The organism is Nocardioides sp. Leaf307 (assembly GCF_001423135.1).
In the GTDB taxonomy this organism is placed as follows: domain Bacteria; phylum Actinomycetota; class Actinomycetes; order Propionibacteriales; family Nocardioidaceae; genus Nocardioides; species Nocardioides kribbensis.
On sequence record NZ_LMNY01000003.1, the window covers coordinates 303,014 to 321,777 of the forward strand.

The window sequence follows — 18,764 nt, forward strand, 5'->3', positions numbered from 1 at the left end:
GACCCGCCCCGTGCCGACCGCCGTGCCCGCAGCACCGTCCCCGAGAGGCCTCCCGTGATCACCCGTCTCCTCGTCGCCAACCGCGCCGAGATCGCCAGCCGCGTCTTCGCCACCTGCCGCCGCCTGGGCGTCTCGACGGTCGCGGTGCACTCCGACGCCGACGCGGCGCTGCCCTACGTCGGGGAGGCCGACGTCGCCGTACGGCTGCCGGGCTCCACGCCCGCGGAGACCTACCTGCGCGTCGACCTGCTGCTGGAGGCGGCGCGCGCCAGCGGCGCCGACGCCGTGCACCCCGGCTACGGCTTCCTCTCCGAGAGCGCCGACTTCGCCCGCGCCGTCCTCGGCGCCGGCCTCACCTGGGTCGGCCCCGACCCCTCCTCGATCGAGCAGATGGGCTCCAAGATCGAGTCGAAGCGGCTGATGGAGGCCGCCGGGGTGCCGGTGCTGCGCAACCACTCCGTCGACGACGCCTCCGACGCCGACCTGCCGCTGCTGGTCAAGGCCTCCGCGGGCGGCGGCGGGCGCGGCATGCGGGTCGTGCGCGACCTGGCCGACCTGCCCGGCGAGGTCGAGCGGGCCCGGGCCGAGGCGCAGTCGGCCTTCGGCGACGGCACGGTCTTCGTGGAGCCCTACGTCGAGCGCGGGCGCCACGTCGAGGTGCAGGTCGTGGGCCACCGCGACGGCGTCCTCGTGCTCGGCGAGCGCGACTGCTCGGTGCAGCGGCGCCACCAGAAGGTGGTCGAGGAGTCGCCGGCGCCGGGCCTGCCCGACGCCGTGCGCGGTGCCCTGCACGAGGCCGCCCGTGCGGCCGCCGCCGCGATCGACTACCGCGGCGCCGGCACCGTGGAGTTCCTCTACGACCCCGCCACGGAGCGCTTCTTCTTCCTGGAGATGAACACCCGCCTCCAGGTCGAGCACCCGGTCACCGAGCTGGTCCACGGCGTCGACCTGGTCGACCTCCAGCTCACCGTGGCCGAGGGCGGCGTGCCCGACCCCCGCGCCATCGGCGAGACCTACGGCCACGCCGTCGAGGTGCGCCTCTACGCCGAGGACCCCGCCGCCGACTACCAGCCGCAGAGCGGACCGCTGAGCGTGCTCGAGGTGCCCGGCGTCGACGCCCGCTTCGACCTGCTCAACCGCCCCGGTGTGCGCCTCGACGCCGGCTTCGCCGGCGGCAGCGAGGTGTCCACCCACTACGACGCGATGCTGGCCAAGGTGATCGCCTGGGCGCCCACCCGCGAGCAGGCCGTGCGCCGGCTGGCCGACACCCTGGCCCGCACCCGGGTGCACGGCGTGGTGACCAACCGCGACCTGCTCGTGCAGGTGCTGCGCTCGCCCGACTTCGTGGCGGGCGACCTCAGCACGGCCTTCCTCACCGACCACCCGGCGCTCGCCCCCGCCGCCGACCCGGGGGCGCCCGTCGCCGCCGCGCTGGCGCTGGCCGAGCAGGCCCGCGCCGCCCGGCGGGTGCAGGGCCGCATCCCGGTGGCCTGGCGCAGCGTCGTGAGCCAGCCGCAGCGCACCGAGCTCGACCACGCCGGCGAGCCGGTCGTCGTGGAGTGGTGGGGCGGGCGCGACGGCTACACCGTGGAGGGCTGCACCGTCGTCGCGGCCGGGCCGACCGAGGTGGTCCTGGAGCGCGACGGGCTGCGCTCGTCGTACGCCGTGGCGGTGTCGGGCCCGAGCGGTCGCGAGGTCGTCGACGTCGACGGGCCGGGAGGTCACGCCCGGCTGGTGCGGGTGCCGCGGTTCGTCGACCCCGCCGAGCAGGTCGCGGCCGGCTCCCTGCTGGCCCCCATGCCCGGCACCGTCGTCAGCGTCGCCGTCGAGGAGGGTCAGGCCGTCGTCGCGGGCCAGCCCGTGCTGGTGCTCGAGGCCATGAAGATGCAGCACACCGTGAGCGCGCCCGCCGACGGCACGCTCGCCCGGATCACCGTCCAGCCCGGCGCGCAGGTCGCCGCCGGAGAGGTTCTCGCCGTCGTCGAAGGAGAGGTCGCATGACCACGCAGGTCCAGCCCACCACCACCGCTTTCACCGAGACCGAGGAGCGCCGCGAGCTGCGCACCCAGGTCGCCCGGCTCGCCGCGAAGTACGGGCGGGAGTACTTCACCGAGAGGGCCCGCTCCGGCGGCAAGACCACCGACCTGTGGCTCGAGATCGGCAAGAACGGCTACCTCGGTATCAACATCCCCGAGCAGTACGGCGGCGGGGGCGGCGGCATCGGCGACATCGCCGCGGTCTGCGAGGAGCTCGCCGCCCAGGGCTGCCCGCTGCTGCTCATGGTGGTCAGCCCCGCGATCTGCGGCACGATCATCAGCCGCTACGGCACCGAGGAGCAGAAGCAGCGCTGGCTGCCCGGGCTGTGCGACGGCACCGGCACCATGGCCTTCGCCATCACCGAGCCCGACGCCGGCACCAACACCCACAACATCACCACCACCGCGCGCCGCGACGGCGCCGGCTGGGTGCTCAACGGCCGCAAGATCTGGATCTCGGGCATCGACGAGGCGCAGAACGTGCTGGTCGTGGCCCGCACCGAGGACGCCCGCACCGGCCGGCTCAAGCCGTGCCTCTTCGTCGTGCCGACCGACGCCGAGGGCTTCGAGGCCCGGGCGATCCCGATGGAGATCGTCTCCCCGGAGAACCAGTTCCAGGTGTTCATCGACGACGTCAAGCTGCCCGCCGACGCGCTGGTGGGCGACGAGAACGGCGGCCTCGCGCAGCTCTTCGCCGGGCTCAACCCCGAGCGGATCATGGCCGCCGCCTTCTCCCTCGGCCTGGCCCGCTTCGCCCTGGAGAAGGCCACCGCCTACGCCAAGGAGCGCGTGGTCTTCGACGTGCCGATCGGGGCCCACCAGGCCATCGCGCACCCGCTCGCGCAGAGCCACATCGAGATCGAGCTGGCCCGGCTGATGAACCAGAAGGCCGCCGCGCTCTTCGACGCCGGCGACGAGATGGCCGCGGGCGAGGCCGCCAACATGGCCAAGTACGCCGCCGCCGAGGCCGCCTGCGACGTCGTCGACCGCGCCGTGCAGACCCACGGCGGCAACGGCGCCAGCCAGGAGTACGGCATGGCCGGCCTCCTCGTCGCCACCCGCGTCGGCCGGATCGCCCCCGTAAGCCGCGAGATGATCCTCAACTTCGTCTCGATGCACTCCCTGGGGCTGCCGAAGTCCTACTGAGCGGGCTGCCCCCGCCGCAGCTGTCACGCCGGGTCACCCGACCTGTCGCCCCGTCACGACGGGGCGGCAGAGGGGGCGGCAGGAGGGGCGACCCGGCGTGACAGCCGGCGCGCGTCGGCCCGCCCCGTCCGCCCCGCCGTGCGGGTGGCGGCGGTCACGGGCCTAGGGTCGCGGCGTGGCAGGGGTGTTCTCGGGGTTCGCGACGATCGGCGTGCTCATCGCGCTGGGGATCCTGCTGGCCCACCTGCGGGTCATCGACCTGGCGGGCCAGCGCACGCTGTCGACGCTGGCCTTCTACGTCGCCAGCCCGGCGCTGCTGCTCACCGTGCTCGAGGACAGCGACCCCGCCGAGGTGTTCTCCACCACCCTGGTCGCCAGCGCCGCGGCGGTGCTCGTCGTGGTGCTGCTGCACCTCGGCCTCAGCCGACTGCGCGGCCCGCTCGACCTGGGCGGCGCGACGGTCGGGGCGATGGCGGCGGGCTACGTCAACGCCGGCAACCTCGGGGTGCCGATCGCGGCCTACGTGCTGGGCGACGTCGCCCTGGTCGCCCCGATCCTGCTCATGCAGCTGCTGGTGCTCCAGCCGCTGGCCCTCACCCTGCTCGACGTGGCGGTCGCGCCGACGCGGCTGAGCCTGCGCAAGGTGCTCTCGCGCCCGGCCACCAACCCGCTCACGATCGCCTCGGCCGCCGGGGTCGCCCTGGCGCTGAGCGGCGTACGGCTGCCGGCCGCGGTGCACGACCCGCTCGACCTGGTCGGGGGCATGGCGGTGCCGGCGATGCTCATCGCCTACGGCGTGGCGCTGCGCCTCGGCCCGCTGCCGGGGCGGGGCGTGCCGGCCTCCGAGCTGGGCCTGGCCGTGGGGCTCAAGCTCGTCGCGCAGCCGCTCGCGGCCTACGCCGTGGGCCGCTGGGCGCTGGGCCTGGAGGCCGACGCGCTGCTCGCGGTCACCGTGCTCTCCGCGCTGCCCACGGCGCAGAACGTCTTCGTCATCGCCAGCCGCTACGGGCGCGCGGAGCTGCTGGCGCGCGACGCCATCTTCGTGAGCACGCTGGCCTCCGTGCCCGCGGTCGTCCTGATCACCGCGCTGATCGCCTAGCCGGCGCCCCGATCGCATAGCGTGAGCGCCGTGGGACGAGCCGTGGACGGAGCCGACCGGTTCCAGCGACGCTTCCCGCCGGTGGGGATCCCGCTGGCGATCGTCTACAAGCACTTCGACGACCAGGGCAACTACCTGGCCGCGATCATCACCTACTACGCCTTCATCGCGATCTTCCCGCTGCTGCTGCTGGCCTCCTCGATCCTCGGCTTCCTGCTCCAGGGCAACCCCGAGCTGCAGACCCAGGTGCTCGACTCGGCGCTGAGCCAGTTCCCGATCATCGGGGAGCAGCTGGGCCGGCCCGAGGGGCTCCAAGGCTCGACCACCGCGGTCGTCGTCGGTGGCGTCGCGGCGCTCTACGGCTCGCTCGGCCTGGGCCAGGCGCTGCAGAACGCCATGAACATCGCCTGGTCGGTGCCGCGCAACTCCCGCCCCAACCCGCTGCTCCTGCGGCTCAAGAGCCTGCTGCTGCTCATCACCGCGGGGCTCTCGGTGCTCGCGGTGTCGGTGGTCTCGGCCCTCGGCAGCCAGACCGAGGTCTTCGGCCCGCGCCTCGACGGCACGATCACCTGGCTGATCCGGCTGGCCACCGTGCTCGGCGTCGGCGCCGTGCTGACCTTCGTCTTCCGGCTCGCCTCCGCGCGTCAGCACGGTCTGCGCGCCGCCGTGCCCGGCGCCCTGGCGCTCGCCGTGATGTGGCAGCTGCTCCAGGTCATCGGCACGGTCTACGCCACCCGCGTGCTCGGCGAGACCAGCCAGATGAACGCGACCTTCGGCCTCGTCCTCGGGCTCATCGGCATCATCTACATCGCCGCGGTCATGGGCGTGCTGGCCATGGAGATCAACGTCGTCCTCGCCCGGCGGCTGTGGCCGCGCGCGCTGCTCACCCCCTTCACCGACAACGTCGAGCTCACCGACGCCGACCGTCGCGCCTACGCCGGCTACGCCCGCGCGCAGCGGCACAAGGGCTTCGAGAACGTCGAGGTCTCCTTCACCGACCCCGCCACCGGGGAGATCACCCTGCCGACCTCGGCCGCGGCTCGACCGAACGGGTGAGAGCGTCCTCCTCCGCCGGCTGACGGCGTGCGGCAGGGGCTAATCTCCGGCCTACCGGCAGCCCCTCGGCGTGCGCGACCGCGCGCCGGTGGTCCCTGCCCCGGAGAGTGCCATGCCGTCCTTCCGTCGCCCCCGCGCGCATCATCACGCCCCACGTCGCACCCCTCGTCGCACGGCGGCGGTCCTCGCCTGCTCGGCCCTCTCCCTGGTGCTCGGCGCCGGTGCCCCCACCGCGGCCACCGCGGCCGATGCCCGGGCCGTGCCGGCCGCGCAGGCCGTCGTGGCCCCGACGAGCGGCTGGTCGGTGTCGATGTACGCCGACGACGACTCGTGGAGCGGCGAGAGCGTCGCCTGGTCCCCGGCCGACGGGGACCTGCAGGTGGCCTGGGAGGACGACGTCCTGGTCCTCACCGCGACCGACCCCTCCCACGCCGGCCGGCTCGAGTTCGCCGCGCCCCGTGGCGAGTCACTCACCGTCGGGTCCTACCGGGACGCCGAGGAGGCGTACTTCCGCTTCGGCCACCACCCCGGTGCGGCGCTCGCGCTCGACCACCTGGCGTGCGGCCGGGTGGCCGGCGACTTCGTCGTGCACGAGCTCGCCCCCGACCTCTCCCGCGTCCGCATCACCTACGACCTGTCGTGCGAGGCGTACGCGGGTCGGGTCTTCGGCGACGTGGTCGTGGGCGGGCCGGCCGGCGGGGCGCTGACGGCCGCCCCCCACCTGGTCTCCTGGCCCACGCAGGACCCCGGGACACTCGCCGCAGTCGTGCCTGTGCGGCTCGACAACACCGGGCCCGCTCCGGCGACGGTCGCGCTGGCCGTGCGAGGCGAGGACTTCGCGGCCGATGCCCGCGGGTGCGGACTGCTCGCGCCTGGCGAGGGCTGCATCGTGGAGGTGTCGTTCCGACCCGTGGCCGTGGGACCCCGGTCGGGCGAGCTCGTCGCGTCGGTCGCCGGCGACCAGGTCGTCCTGCCCCTGCGGGGCACGGGTCGGGCCGGTGTCACGGGCCTCCGCGTCGACACCGCGGCGGGGTCGACGGTGGTGACGCCGGCAGACGCGACCTTCGTGGCACGCGGCAGCTCCTCGACGGTGTCCGTCTCCGCCCAGCGCGGCGACGACGTCTGGTCGGTCGTCCTGGTCGCGCCGGCCGGCGAGCTGGTGCTGCCCGGTCGGACCTTCACCGGCCTCCGCGAGCTGGTGGCTCCTCTCCGCTTTCCTCGAGTGAGCACCAGGGTGCCTGCCATCGAGGGGTGCATGCCCGAGGGCGGTCGGGTCACCGTGCACGAGGCGAGGTACTCCCCGCGCGACGAGCTCGAGGCGGTCTCGATGACGCTGAGCCAGCGGTGCGCCCACAACGGGCCGGTCGGCATGTTTCAGGCCACGTTCTCGTGGCAGGCCTCGGGGGCCGCGCCCGACCCCGATCCGGTGGTGCCCTGGGAGAGCGACCCCGTCCGCGACCTGCGGGCGCACGCGACGATCGGGTCGGCCTCGCTGACGTGGACCCCGCCGGAGGCCCTCGGTCGGGTCGGCTCCGGTATGGAGGGCACGGTGCGGGTGCGCGAGGACGGTCCGCCGCCGGAGGCGCCCGGGGAGGGCCGCGGCTTCGAGGCGCTCGACGACCACGCCCGGCTCGACGGCTTGCGCCCGGGTCACGACTACGGCGTCTCGGTGTTCGCGCTCCCACGGGTCGGGCCCACTCCGCCCCCGGCCTCGGTGACGCTGCGCGGCACCGAGCTGCGGGTCAGCCTGGCACGCCGCCCTGCCGGGGTGCTGCGGGACGGAGGGGCTTCCGCTCAGCGGGTGCGGGGCCGGCTCGTCGCCGTCGACGGGCGCTCGGTCGGGCGACGCCCCCTGGTGGTGGAGGTCGTCCGCCGCTCCGGCGGCGTCGAGGAGATCGCGGTGAGGACGACGCCCTCGGGACGTTTCGAGCGATCAGTGCGCGCCGCCGTCGCCGTTCGCGTGGTCTTCGCCGGACAGAGCCTGCTCCTGGGCTCGGTCACGCGGGTCCGCCCCACCGGTGGGGAGGGACGGCGATGAGGCGCCTGGTCCCCGTTCTGGTGTCGCTGCTCCTCCTGCTCGCCTCCTGCGTCGGGCAGGTCGTGTCCGCTGCGGCGTCGACGGCGACCTCCTCGACGCCGCTCGGGCTCTCGACGCGGGCCGCAGCGGTGGCCCCGGGCACGGCGTACGCGACGATGCACACTCGTTTCAGCACCCCGTCGCGGGTGTGGACCTCGGAGGACTCCGTCACCGCGCGGTGGGCCGATGAAGGGACGGAGCGGGTGCTCGACCTGTCGCTGCGCAGCGAGAGCGAGTACGTCGACCTCCGTCTCGCTGCCCCCCGGGGCGAGGGGCTCGCCGTGGGTGCGCAGCGCAACGTGGTGGGGCCCGCCGAGCGGCGTGGCCCCCAGGCCGGGATGCTGCTCCTGCGCGACGGGGTCCGTTGTCCCGAGGTCGCCGGCCGCTTCGAGGTGCACGAGCTGAGCGATGACCTGTCCACGGTGTGGGTCACCTATGCGCTGCGGTGCCTGGGATCGGGGAGCACGACCTTCGGCGAGGTCCGGATCGGTGGCCCGGCCCAGGGGCCCGTGGAGGTGCCGGTGTCCGCCGTGACGTGGCCCGACGAGGAGCCCGGACAGTCGGGGTGGGGCGTGCCGGTCGTCGTGCTGAACCGGGGCTCCACGCCGGTCGAGGTGTCGGCCGCGCTGGCGAGCGCGTCGTCGACCGAGCCTGGTCCGCCGGCGTTCGACCTGCTCCACAGCACCTGCGGCACGGTGGCGCCCGGCGCGGACTGCCAGGTCCGGCTCGCGTTCGATCCCGAGTCCCCCGGTCTGCACCGCGATGCCCTGGTGCTCTCGATCGGCGACCGCACGCACCGCGTCGAGCTCGACGGGCGCGGTCGCCAGGGGCTGACGGAGTTCGTGCTCCACAGCGCGAGGGGCACGCAGCGAGCAACTTTCGACAGCGCGGACATCGAGGTGGTGGGCGACGCCTCGACCCTCCGCATGCGGACCTTCGCCGAGCTGCCCGATGAAGCCGGCAACTCGTTCCTCCTCGTGAACGCACCCAACGGCGGCCTGCAGGCCGGCCGCACCTACACCGACGTCGTCGGGTTCCCCGACGGCACGCACCCCGCGCTTTTCCTCCCCCGTTCGATCTGCCCGCGCTCCCGGGACTTCACGGTGCACGAGGCGCGCTACGGAGAGGACGGGGAGCTGCTCTCGATCGCGCTCACCTTCGGCGTCTGCGACGGCCAGGAGCGCGTCACCGGCGCCCTCCACTGGGAGGCGGACGAACGCCACGAGCCCGGACCCGCCTCCCGGCCCGTGCTGGCTCCTGTCACCCAGCTCGACGCCGACCCGCACGTGGCCGGAGCCGACCTCACGTGGCTCGACCCGGTGCAGGCGACGTTCGAGACCACCGTGGTCCGGGTGGGTGCCAGGCCGCCGACCGGGCCGCGGGACGGAAGGGGGGTGTACGTCGGCACCGAGGGGCGGGTGCACCTCGGCGGCCTGCGCCCCGGTCGCGACCACCACGTGGCGGTGTTCGCCGTCGACGACCGTGGCGAGGCGACGGAGCCGGCCCGCGTGGTGCTGCGAGGCAGCCGACTGACAGCCGAGCGGTGGTACGTCGACCCCGTGCGGGGAGCCGGCGTGCGCGGGCGGCTGACCGATGTCCGCGGCAAGGGGGTGGGCGGCCAGATCGTCACGGTCTACGTCTCGCGCGCCGGGCGTGAGTGGCGACCCGTCGAGGTCGGCACCGACGCCCGCGGCCGCTACGAGCTCCGTCTGCTGGTGGCCCGGCCCGTCACGGTCAGGGCCGTCTACGACGTCGACCGGCAGCTCTACGGGGCGGCACACCTCTCCGCCGCGACCGAGAGGGTGCTCCTGCGACGTCGCTGACCCGCGGGCGCCGCACCCGGTTCCGCCGACCTGGTGACGCCGGCGGGTGACATGGGCCAGGATCACCCGCGTGATCAAGCTCGAGCTCGTCGCCGGCGTCATCGGCTTCGCCCTGTGGGTCTACTGCCTGGTCGACGCCATCGGCACCCCGCCGCAGCGGGTCAAGCACCTGCCCAAGGTGGCCTGGATCGTGCTGGTGCTGCTGTTCCCGTTCGTCGGCTCGATCGCCTGGCTGGCGCTCGGTCGCGACCGGGGGGCGCGGCCGCTTACCCGGTCGCAGGGGGCGGCGCCCGGCTTCCCCGAGTACGAGCGGCCCGGCCGCATGGCCGCGGGCGACGCCGGGCGCGACGACGAGTTCCTGCGTCAGGTGCGCGCCCGCGCCGAGGAGCAGCGGCGCCGCCACGAGCTGGCCCGCCGCGAGGAGGCGGCCCGCGAGGAGGCCGAGCGGCAGCGGCTGCGCGCGGCCCGCGAGGCCCGTGAGCAGGGCCGGTCGGGCTCCGAAGACGAGCCCGGCGCTCCCGCGGGCGGCTGAGCCAGCTGCGGCGGACAGGCGGGGGACGTCATGCGAGTGGTGGATGCGCATCCACGTGTCGCATGACGTCCGGGTGCGGTGCGCGGGGTCGGTGAGTAGGCCGGCGGGGGACGTCATACGGGTGGTGGATGCGCATCCACGTGTCGCATGACGTCCGGGTGCGGCGCGGCTAGGTGGTGGCCCGCTCGCGGGCGGCGACGGTGAGCTCGCGGGCGTAGCGGGCGGTGGTGGTGAGCACGGCGAGCACGGGCACGGCGAGGAAGGCTCCGGTGATGCCGGCCAGCGTGCTGCCGAGGGTGACCACGACGATGGTCATCGCGGGGTGCAGTGACAGCGTCTTGCCCATGAGTAGCGGCTGGAGCACGTTGCCCTCGAGCTGCTGCACCACCAGCACGAGCCCGACCACGATCAGCGCGGTGGTCAGCCCCTGGGTGGCGAGCGCGACGACCGCGGCGAGCGCGCCGGCGACCACGGCGCCCACGACCGGCACGAAGGCGGCCAGGAAGGTGATGACCGCCAGCGGCAGCGCGAGCGGCACGCCCAGCACGAGCAGGCCGATCCCGATCCCGATCGCGTCGACCAGGCCCACGGCGGCCTGCGCGCGCACGAAGCCGCCCAGCACCGTCCAGGAGCGGCGCGAGACCTCGGCGGCGTGGGCCGCCGGGCCCGGGGACAGCCAGTGCTCGAGCCACGGCAGGAACCGCGGGCCGTCCTTGAGGAAGAAGAAGCACAGCACGAGCGCCAGCAGCGCGGTGAGCGCCCAGGAGCTGGCGGTCGAGACCCCGGTCAGCGTCCAGGCGGCGATGTCCTGGGCGCTGTCCTGCACCTGGTCGACCGCCTGGCCGACCAGGTCGCCCACCTCGTCGTCGCCGAGGTCGAGCGGCGGGCCCGCGAGCCACGCCTCGATGTCCTCGACCCCCTGGGAGAACTGCTCGCTCAGCGAGTCGACCTCGTCGAGCACGAGGTAGGTCACCGCGGCCACCAGGCCGCCGAGCACGAGCAGCCCGGTCACCACCGCCGCGCCCGCCGCGGCGGCGGCCGGCACCACCCGGCGCAGGCGCCGGGCCAGCGGCCACAGGGCGGTGCTCAGCAGCAGGCCCAGGAGCGCGGGCAGCACGACCACCCACATCTGGCCGACGACCCACAGCGCTCCCACGACGACCGCCGTCACCAGCAGGATCCGCAGGCTCCAGCGCCCCGCCTCGGCCAGCGTCGTCGCGATCGGCGTCGCCGGTGGCGCAGGGTGGTCGCAGCCGCCCGTGCGCGTCGGTGAGCGCCGGGGCTCGGGGGAGGGGGTCGGCGCCTCACGGCGGCGGAAGATCGGCATGACCCCTCTCTACCCGACGGTGCACGTGCCGGGCCTCCTCGCGTGGGGTGGGGCTGACGTCACGTCCCGCCGGCCGACCCGGGCCCGCCGACGGCTCAGGAGTAGCGGTGGCTCTTCGCGGCGTGGCCGAGCTCGCGGGTGCAGGTGCGCCCGCTCATGTTGCGGTGGCCGCACAGGCCGGGCTCCGCGCCCGGCTCCACCGGCGTCGCGGCAGCGGCCTTCGCGGGCCGCTTGGCGGCGGGGGCGGCCGCGGGCGCCGAGCGGCGTACGGCGGGCCGCGCCGGCGCTGCTCCCGGCTTGGCCGCGCGGGCGGCGGCCTCCTCGTAGCGCGCCTCGCGCATGGCTCGCAGGGCATCCATCTTGCTCATCGGCTGTTCACGTCACCAACCTACGCGGCGCCACCGACAGCGCTGGTGCCGCCGCACCGGGGGCGGGGGCGTGTGACGCTGGGTGGTGTCGCGACGCCCGGCAGGGCTCGCTCCTCGACCACCGAGGGGCTGGGTGGTTTCGAGACGCTCGCTGGCGCTCGCTCCTCAACCACCGGGGGTGGGGTGGTTTCGGAGACGCTCGCTGGCGCTCCTCGACCACCGGGGGTTGCGTCAGCGGCGCTTCTTGGGGGGCGTGGGGAAGAACATTGAGACGCGCTCGGCGTACTCGGGGAACCCGTCGCGCTCCATCATCTTCTTCTCCAGGAGCTTGGCGCCGGTGACGTTGCGCAGGAAGAAGGTCATCACGGCCGGGCAGGCCACGGTGAGCAGGCCGGGCAGCCAGCCGGAGGCGAGACCGGCGGTGAGCCACAGGCCCCACCAGACCATCGCGTCACCGAAGTAGTTCGGGTGGCGGGTCCAGGCCCACAGCCCCTGGTCCATCACCTGCGGGCGCGACTCCTTGGGCTGGGCCTTGTAGGCCTTGAGCTGACGGTCGCCGACGGCCTCGAAGGTCAGGCCCACGGCCCACACCAGCAGCCCGATCCACACCACCGGCCACCACTCGACGGCCAGCACGGCGCCGACCTGCACGGGCAGCGACACGAACCACTGCGCCCCGCCCTGCACGAGGAAGACGCGGCGCACGGCGGCCCTCATGCCGACGTCCTGGAGGCTCCCGCCCAGCATCTCGGCGTAGCGCGGGTCCTCCTTGCCCTGGTGGTCGCCCAGGGCGCGGCTGCGCACGTGCCACGCCAGGCGACCGCCCCACAGGGCGACCATGGCGAGCACCAGCCAGCGGCGGGCGTCGGCCTCGTCGGAGAGCGAGCCGAGCAGGGCCGCGATCAGCGCGACGACCACGAAGCCGAGGCCCCAGGCGACGTCGACGACGGCCACGACGCCGAGCTGGCGGGCCCGCAGGGCGGTGAGGGTCATCACGACCGCGACCGCCAGCAGGCAGGCGGCGAGGACGAGCACGAGAGTCATGACCCCAGTCAACCCGTCGTACGCCGACCCCGCCCCACCCCAGCGGCCCGGGTGTGGGCCGGGTGGCCCGGTCTCAGAAGTCGCGCACCCAGGGCAGGGTGTGGGCGGCGCCGGGGCGCACCATGAGGATCTGGTCGACGCCCATGCGTCCGTCGCGGAAGGCCATGGCGCCGCCGACGAGGTAGAGCCGCCACACGCGCACGACCTCCTCGCCGACGAGCTCGGTGAGCCGGTCGATGTTGGCCTCGAAGCGCTCGAGCCAGCCGGCGACGGTGTGCACGTAGTGCTCGCGCATGGCGTGCACGTCGCGCACCTCGAGCCCGCCGCGCTCGAGGAAGGCGACGGTCTCGCCGACGGGGCGCATGTACATGTCGGGGGCGATGAACGACTCGATGAAGGGCCCACCGCCGGGCCAGCGGCCGGTGCGCGACATCTGCTGGATGAGCACGCGGCCGCCGGGCTTGACGGCGTCGTGCAGGACGCCGGCGTAGGTCGGGTAGTTGGACTGCCCGACGTGCTCGCCCATCTCGATGGAGGACACCGCGTCGTACTCCTGGCCGGCCGGGGGCACGGCGTCGCGGTAGTCCTGGAGCCGGATCTCGACGCGGTCCTGGAGGCCGCGCTCGGCGATGCGGGCGTCGATGAACTTCTTCTGCTCCGCAGCGATGGTCACGCCGACGACCTTCGCGCCGAAGTGCTCGGCGGCGTGCAGCGACAGCGAGCCCCAGCCGCAGCCGACGTCGAGCAGGCGCATGCCGGGCTCGAGGCCGAGCTTGCGGCACACCAGCGACAGCTTGGCCGCCTGGGCCTCCTCGAGCGGCTGCTCGGGGGAGGAGTGGTAGCCCGAGGAGTAGGCCATGCTGGGCTCGAGGATCAGCGAGTAGAACTCGTTCGAGAGGTCGTAGTGGTGGCTGATCGAGCGGATGTCGCGCAGCTTGGAGTGCAGCCGACCGCGGATGCGGGCCTGCGAGGCGGGGTGGGCCGGGGGCAGGCCGAGCACGCCGAGGTCCTTGGCGGTGCGCAGCGCCTGCTTCATCGCCGCGGCCGAGGGGCGCCCGCCGCCGGAGAGGTTGCGCTCCTTCGCCACCGCGAAGGCGTGGGTGAGCGCGGCGTCGAGGTCGCCGTGGACCTCGATCTCACCGGTCACGTAGGCCTGGGCGGCGCCGAGCTCGCCGGGACGCCACAGCAGGCGGCGCACGGCGTCGGGGGTGCGGATCTCCACCAGCGGAGCGTCGGCGGGGCCGGCCTCGGAGCCGTCCCACGCGCGCAGCCGCACGGGCAGGTCCCCGCCCACGAAGGGGCGCAGCGCCTCGGCGAGCTGCGCGGCGACGCCGCCCGCGGCGGTGGGGGCGGCGGAGGGACGGTCGGTGGTGGAGGCGCTCACGCCTGCTCCTCGGGTCGGGTCAGGACGACCTGGTTGACGTCGAGGTAGCCCGAGGCGAAGCCCGCGCGGGAGTACTCGAGGTAGAAATGCCACATGCGCAGGAAGGTGTCGTCGAAGCCGAGGGCCAGCACGGCCTCGGAGTCGCCGAGGAAGGCCTCGTCCCACAGCCGCAGCGTCTCGGCGTAGTGGGTGCCGAAGGAGAGCCGGTCGGTGAGGCGCAGCGAGGTCTGCTCGCGGGTCACCTCGTCGATGACGTCGACCGAGGGCAGGAAGCCGCCGGGGAAGATGTACTTGTGGATCCAGGTCCACGTGTTGCGGGTGGCGAGCATCCGGTCGTGGGGCATCGTGATGGCCTGGATGCCGACCTTGCCGCCGGGGGCCAGGACCTTGTCGATGGTCTGGAAGTAGGTGGTCCAGTACTGGTGGCCGACCGCCTCGATCATCTCCACCGACACGACGGCGTCGAACTCGCCGGTCACCGCGCGGTAGTCGCACAGCTCGACCCGGGCGCGCTCCGACATCCCGGCCGCGGCGATCCGCTCCCGGGCCAGCGCCTGCTGCTCGGTGGAGAGGGTGATGGTGAGGACGTCGGCGCCGCGCTGGGCGGCGCGCATCGCGAGCTCTCCCCAGCCCGAGCCGATCTCGAGCACGCGGCTGCCCTCGCCGACGCCGGTGGCGTCGAGGAGACGCTCGATCTTGCGCACCTGGGCGGGGTGGAGCTCCTCGGCCGTGGGCGCGCCGGGCGGGGTGGCGGAGTGGTGGTCGCCGCGGTCGAGCCGGTCGGTGTCGAAGAGGGCGGAGGAGTAGCTCATCGACTCGTCGAGGAAGAGCTCGAAGAGGTCGTTGGAGAGGTCGTAGTGGTGCGCGATGTTGTCGCGGGAGTTCTTCTTCGAGCTGACCTGCGCGCGCGGCGGGCGCTTGGCGACGACGGCGCGCAGCCTCTGCAGCGGGCGCGGCACGAGGTCGCTCATCTGCTCGGCCAGCACGGTGAGGAAGCCGCCGAGGTCCTCGGCGTCCCACGCGCCGACGAGGTAGGCCTCGCCGAAGCCGATCAGCTGGTCGCGCCCGAGGCGGGCGAAGAACTCCTCAGCCCGCGACACGGTGGCCACCGGGCCGCCCTTGCCGAGGGTGGTGCGGCGGCCGTCGGCCTCGGTGATGACGACGGTGACGGCGAGCCGGTTGACCGCCGCGGTGAAGAGGCGCCGCGCGATCCGGGCGGAGACCTGCACGCGGGGGCCGGTGGGGACGACGTCGAGGTCGCCCCAGCGCTGGGTGGCCGGGTGGGCGGTGCGGGCCGGCGGTTGCGGGCCGCTGCCGTCGGGGGTGGGGCGGGTGACGGTCACCGCTGGCCTCCTTCGTGGGTGGGGGTCGGGTCGCCGGGCTGGACGTGGGGCTGCACGTGCTGCGGCCGCGGCCGGATCGGCAGTCGGCGCAGCCACAGCCAGACCCCGTGGGCCCGGATCAGCACGGAGCCTCTCAGAGCCGCCGGGGCGGCGCGCCACGGGGCCGTGCCGGAGCGCCGGCCGTCGAGGGAGGCGCTGAAGACCGCGCCGTCGTCGCTGTGCAGGGTGACGGCGATGCGCAGCCGCTCGTCGGGCACCGGCACGGCCAGCTCGTAGTGGCCGTCGGTGCCGTGGAACGGCGAGACGTACATCGCCTTGTCGGTGCGGGCGCGGCCCTGCTCGTCGGGGTCGACGAGGTAGGCGTGGCGGTCGCCGTAGGTGTTGTGCACCTCGACCACCGTCGCGACCCTCCGCCCGGAGCGGTCGAGGCACCAGAAGACGCTGATCGGGTTGAAGCAGTAGCCGAAGGCGCGCGGCTGCGCGGCCATGAGCACCCGGCCGCCCTCGGCGGCGGAGGGCAGCGTGACGCCCTCGGCGGCGAGGAACGTCTCGAGGTTCTCCCGGATGCTGCGCCCGGGGGAGCCGAGGTGGTCGCGGGCCTCGAAGCTGCCCAGCGCCACCGCACGCCGACCGTGGTCGGGCAGCTCGTCGAGGTCGACCAGCCAGGTGTGGGAGGCGTGGGTGAAGGACCGGGCGAAGGGCCGGCGGCGGGTGTGGCGGATCGTGGTGTCGTAGACGACCGGCGTCTCGACGCGCGGCTGCGCGTCGGGCTCGGCCGGCCACTCCAGCCCCAGCCGCTCGACGGCGGCCAGGCCCGATCGCGCGCCGTCCTCGTGGAAGCCCCAGCCGTGGTAGGCCCCGGCGAAGGTGAGCCGCGCGGAGTCGAGCTCGCGCAGGCGCTGCTGGGCCGCGACCGAGGTGGGGTTGTAGAGCGGGTGCTCGTACTCCATGCGCTCGAGGACGCTCGCGGGGTCGACGAGGTGCTCGCCGCCGAGGGTCACGAGGTAGTGGGTGTCGGTGTCGAGGCGCTGGAGCCGGGTGAGGTCGTAGGTGACGACCACGCCGGGGCTGCCGTCGGGGCGGGGCGCGTCGGCGGCGGGGCGCTGGAAGTTCCACGACGCCCAGGCGTTGTGCGTGGTGGGCATCAACGACAGGTCGGTGTGCAGCAGCGCGGTGTTGGGGGAGTACGGCATGGCGCCCAGCAGCTCGCGCTGCGCGGGCGTCGGGTCGGCCAGCAGTGCGAGGGCCTGGCCCGGGTGGGTGGCCACGACGACGGCGTCGTAGGTGGCGACCTCGCCGTTGCCGTCGGTGACCTCCACGCCGGAGGGGGTCTCGAGCACCGAGGTCACCTTGGCGCCGAGCCGCACCTCCTGGATGCGCTCGCCGACCCGCCGCACGTACTCCCGGCTGCCGCCGCTCACGGTGCGCCACGTCGGCGAGCCGAAGATCGAGAGCATGCCGTGGTGCTGCAGGAAGGTGAAGAGGTAGCGCGCGGGGTAGTCGAGGGCGACCTCCGGGTCGCACGACCACACGGCCGCCACGAGCGGCTCCATGAAGTGGCGGGTGAAGTACGCCGAGAAGCCGCCCTCGGCCAGGAAGTCGCGCAGCGGCTGGTCGACGCCGGTGTCGGGGGCCGCCAGCAGCGCCTTGGCGCGGCGGTGGAAGCGGGGGATCTCGGTGAGCATCCGCAGGTAGGCGGGTCGCGTGAGGTTGTCACGGCGCGGGAAGACGCCGCGGCGCCCGAGCGCGCCGGCCCACTCCAGGCCGGTGTCGTCGTCGCGGATCGACATCGACATCTCCGACTCCTGCGTGGCGACGCCGAGCTCGGCGAGCAGCCGCAGCAGCACCGGGTAGGTGCGCCGGTTGTGCACGATGAAGCCGGTGTCGATCCCCAGGGTGCGACCCGTGGCGGGGTCGAGCACGTCGTGGGTGTCGGCGTGGCCGCCGAGGCGCTCGTCGGCCTCGTAGAGCGTGACGTGGGCCGTGCGCGAGGCGACGTACGCCGCCGTCAGGCCGGCCACGCCGGACCCCACGACCGCGATCCGCTCCGGCCGGGTGGGCCGGGGGGTCATGCCTGGAACTCGACGGTGCCGACGACGGCGTCGCTGGGCTCGACCGGCTGGGTGCCGGCCTCCTCGATCGAGATGGCCGCGCCGGTGGCGTCGGCGGCCTGGCCGCTGAAGACGGTCTCGTCGGAGTCGGTGGCCATCGGGCCCGCCGCGACGTACTGACCGTCACGCAGCAGCCACAGCTCGTAGACGTAGCCCTCGGGGGCCGGCGGCATGTCGACGGTGGTGACGATGGCGCGGTTGAGGTCCTCGGAGCGGATGACGGTGGCCTCGGCGTCCGGGTCGACACCCTCGGCGAGCTGCACGCGGAAGCGCTGCGCGTCGTCGGCGTTCTGCACGGCCTCGGCGGCGGTGTAGGTGGAGGTGTCGTCCTGGGCGGCGGTCCACACGACGCCGCCGGTGCCGGCGACGACTACCGCCGCGGCCGCGGCGGCCAGAAGCCCGCGAAATCGACGGCGGTCGCGCCGGTCGGCCAGGGACGTCACCTCGGCCCGGACCTCGCCCACCACGGGCGGCATCGGCCGCACGGTGGCGATGCCGGAGAGCACCCGGTCGCGCAGCTCCGGAGGAGGCGCGGTGAGGCTCATCTCGGTCATCATCGAGGCCGCCTCGGCGAGGCCGTCGACCTCGTCGCGGCAGGCCGGGCAGGTGGCAAGGTGGCGCTCGAACTCGGCGCGCTCGAGGTCGTCGAGGGCGTCGAGGGCGTAGGCGCCCGAGAGCGCGTGGCTGTCGCTCATGAACCCCCGACTCCCATCGTGTCGCGCAACCGGATCAGTCCGTCCCGGATGCGGGTCTTGGCGGTGCCGACCGGGAGGTCGAGCAGCTTCGCCACTTCCGTGTGTGTGTAGCCCCCGAAGTACGCCAGCTCCACGGCTTCGCGCTGGACGGCTGTGAGGCTGGCGAGTGCTCCGCGCACGCGCCGCGCCTCGAGCGAGGCGTGTGCGGCCTCGGCGGTCGAGTCGTGGTCGACCGGCTGGTTCTGGTGGTGGTACTTCTCGTCCCGCCGGCTGGAGGCCTCGGCCGAGCGGACCCGGTCGACGGCCTTGCGGTGGGTGATCGTGAGCAGCCACGAGAGCGGGCTGCCCCGGTCGGGGTCGAAGCGGGTGGCGGTCTTCCAGATCTCCAGGAAGGCCTCCTGCGTCACCTCCTCGGCCTGCGCCGGGTCGCGGACGACCCGGACGGCCAGGCCGAAGACCCGGGAGGAGGTGGCGTCGTAGAGACGCGCGAACGCCGCCTGGTCACCTCGCGCCGACTGCTTGAGGAGGTCGGAGAGGTCGGGGGCGGCGTGGGCCGCCGGGGTCCCCTCCGAAGAGGGGACCCCCGCGACTGCTGGCCTGGCTTCGTCCACGTCAGTCATTCTCTCGTGCTGAGGTTTCCGTCGCCAGCCCGGTGCTGGTCGAGCAGGTCACGCGGTGCTCCCGGGGGAGCGGTGGTGCTGGTGCTGGTGCTGCCGTGCCGTG

General features: G+C 74.3%; 15 protein-coding genes. 7 read left to right on the plus strand and 8 right to left on the minus strand.

Features of this window, described 5'->3' with window-relative positions:
* Positions 1–54 precede the first annotated feature (54 nt).
* The 7 genes from ASF50_RS16280 to ASF50_RS16315 all read left to right on the plus strand — a co-directional run bounded on the left by ASF50_RS16280 (position 55) and on the right by ASF50_RS16315 (position 9,769).
* Positions 55–2,001 carry an acetyl/propionyl/methylcrotonyl-CoA carboxylase subunit alpha gene (locus tag ASF50_RS16280; protein ID WP_056905188.1) on the plus strand — a complete coding sequence of 649 codons (1,947 nt, stop codon included), beginning with the start codon at positions 55–57 and terminating at the stop codon, positions 1,999–2,001.
* Entirely contained in the window at positions 1,998–3,182 is a 1,185-nt protein-coding gene (locus tag ASF50_RS16285) for an acyl-CoA dehydrogenase family protein (RefSeq protein WP_056905189.1), read from the plus strand. Before ASF50_RS16280 ends, ASF50_RS16285 begins: the two co-directional genes overlap by 4 nt.
* A 175-nt stretch (positions 3,183–3,357) precedes the next feature.
* A complete protein-coding gene (locus tag ASF50_RS16290; RefSeq protein WP_056905190.1) occupies positions 3,358–4,281 on the plus strand; it encodes an AEC family transporter in 924 nt (307 codons plus the stop codon).
* Positions 4,282–4,311: 30 nt separating this feature from the next.
* The gene (locus ASF50_RS16295) at positions 4,312–5,337 is read left to right on the plus strand and encodes a YihY/virulence factor BrkB family protein (RefSeq protein ID WP_200920220.1); all 1,026 of its coding nucleotides are present in this window, start codon (positions 4,312–4,314) and stop codon (positions 5,335–5,337) included.
* 208 nt (positions 5,338–5,545) lie between these two features.
* Positions 5,546–7,375, plus strand: a complete 1,830-nt coding sequence (locus ASF50_RS16300; RefSeq protein ID WP_056905191.1) for a fibronectin type III domain-containing protein — start codon at positions 5,546–5,548, stop codon at positions 7,373–7,375.
* Positions 7,372–9,237: a hypothetical protein gene (locus ASF50_RS19140; RefSeq protein ID WP_156718349.1), complete on the plus strand. Its 1,866-nt coding sequence runs from the start codon at positions 7,372–7,374 to the stop codon at positions 9,235–9,237. Before ASF50_RS16300 ends, ASF50_RS19140 begins: the two co-directional genes overlap by 4 nt.
* A 70-nt stretch (positions 9,238–9,307) precedes the next feature.
* Entirely contained in the window at positions 9,308–9,769 is a 462-nt protein-coding gene (locus tag ASF50_RS16315) for a PLD nuclease N-terminal domain-containing protein (RefSeq protein WP_082503306.1), read from the plus strand.
* A gap of 169 nt (positions 9,770–9,938) precedes the next feature.
* On the opposite strand, the gene ASF50_RS16320 is transcribed toward ASF50_RS16315, so the two are convergent.
* From ASF50_RS16320 to sigK, 8 genes are all read right to left on the minus strand, one after another.
* Positions 9,939–11,096, minus strand: a complete 1,158-nt coding sequence (locus tag ASF50_RS16320; RefSeq protein ID WP_056905194.1) for an AI-2E family transporter — start codon at positions 11,094–11,096, stop codon at positions 9,939–9,941.
* A 95-nt stretch (positions 11,097–11,191) separates the two neighbouring features.
* A complete protein-coding gene (locus ASF50_RS16325; RefSeq protein WP_056865003.1) occupies positions 11,192–11,464 on the minus strand; it encodes a hypothetical protein in 273 nt (90 codons plus the stop codon).
* Positions 11,465–11,695: 231 nt separating this feature from the next.
* Entirely contained in the window at positions 11,696–12,508 is an 813-nt protein-coding gene (locus ASF50_RS16330) for a DUF1295 domain-containing protein (RefSeq protein WP_056905195.1), read from the minus strand.
* 73 nt (positions 12,509–12,581) lie between these two features.
* Positions 12,582–13,892, minus strand: a complete 1,311-nt coding sequence (locus ASF50_RS16335; protein ID WP_056905196.1) for an SAM-dependent methyltransferase — start codon at positions 13,890–13,892, stop codon at positions 12,582–12,584.
* Positions 13,889–15,235, minus strand: a complete 1,347-nt coding sequence (locus tag ASF50_RS16340) for an SAM-dependent methyltransferase (RefSeq protein WP_056905197.1) — start codon at positions 15,233–15,235, stop codon at positions 13,889–13,891. Before ASF50_RS16340 ends, ASF50_RS16335 begins: the two co-directional genes overlap by 4 nt.
* A complete protein-coding gene (locus tag ASF50_RS16345; protein ID WP_056905198.1) occupies positions 15,232–17,307 on the minus strand; it encodes an FAD-dependent oxidoreductase in 2,076 nt (691 codons plus the stop codon). Before ASF50_RS16345 ends, ASF50_RS16340 begins: the two co-directional genes overlap by 4 nt.
* Positions 17,304–18,041 (minus strand): anti-sigma factor, encoded by a 738-nt coding sequence (locus ASF50_RS16350; protein ID WP_056905199.1) that lies wholly within the window; start codon positions 18,039–18,041, stop codon positions 17,304–17,306. The genes ASF50_RS16345 and ASF50_RS16350 overlap by 4 nt, the downstream gene beginning before the upstream one ends.
* The gene (gene sigK, locus ASF50_RS16355) at positions 18,038–18,652 is read right to left on the minus strand and encodes an ECF RNA polymerase sigma factor SigK (protein ID WP_235557715.1); all 615 of its coding nucleotides are present in this window, start codon (positions 18,650–18,652) and stop codon (positions 18,038–18,040) included. The genes ASF50_RS16350 and sigK overlap by 4 nt, the downstream gene beginning before the upstream one ends.
* Positions 18,653–18,764: the final 112 nt, after the last annotated feature.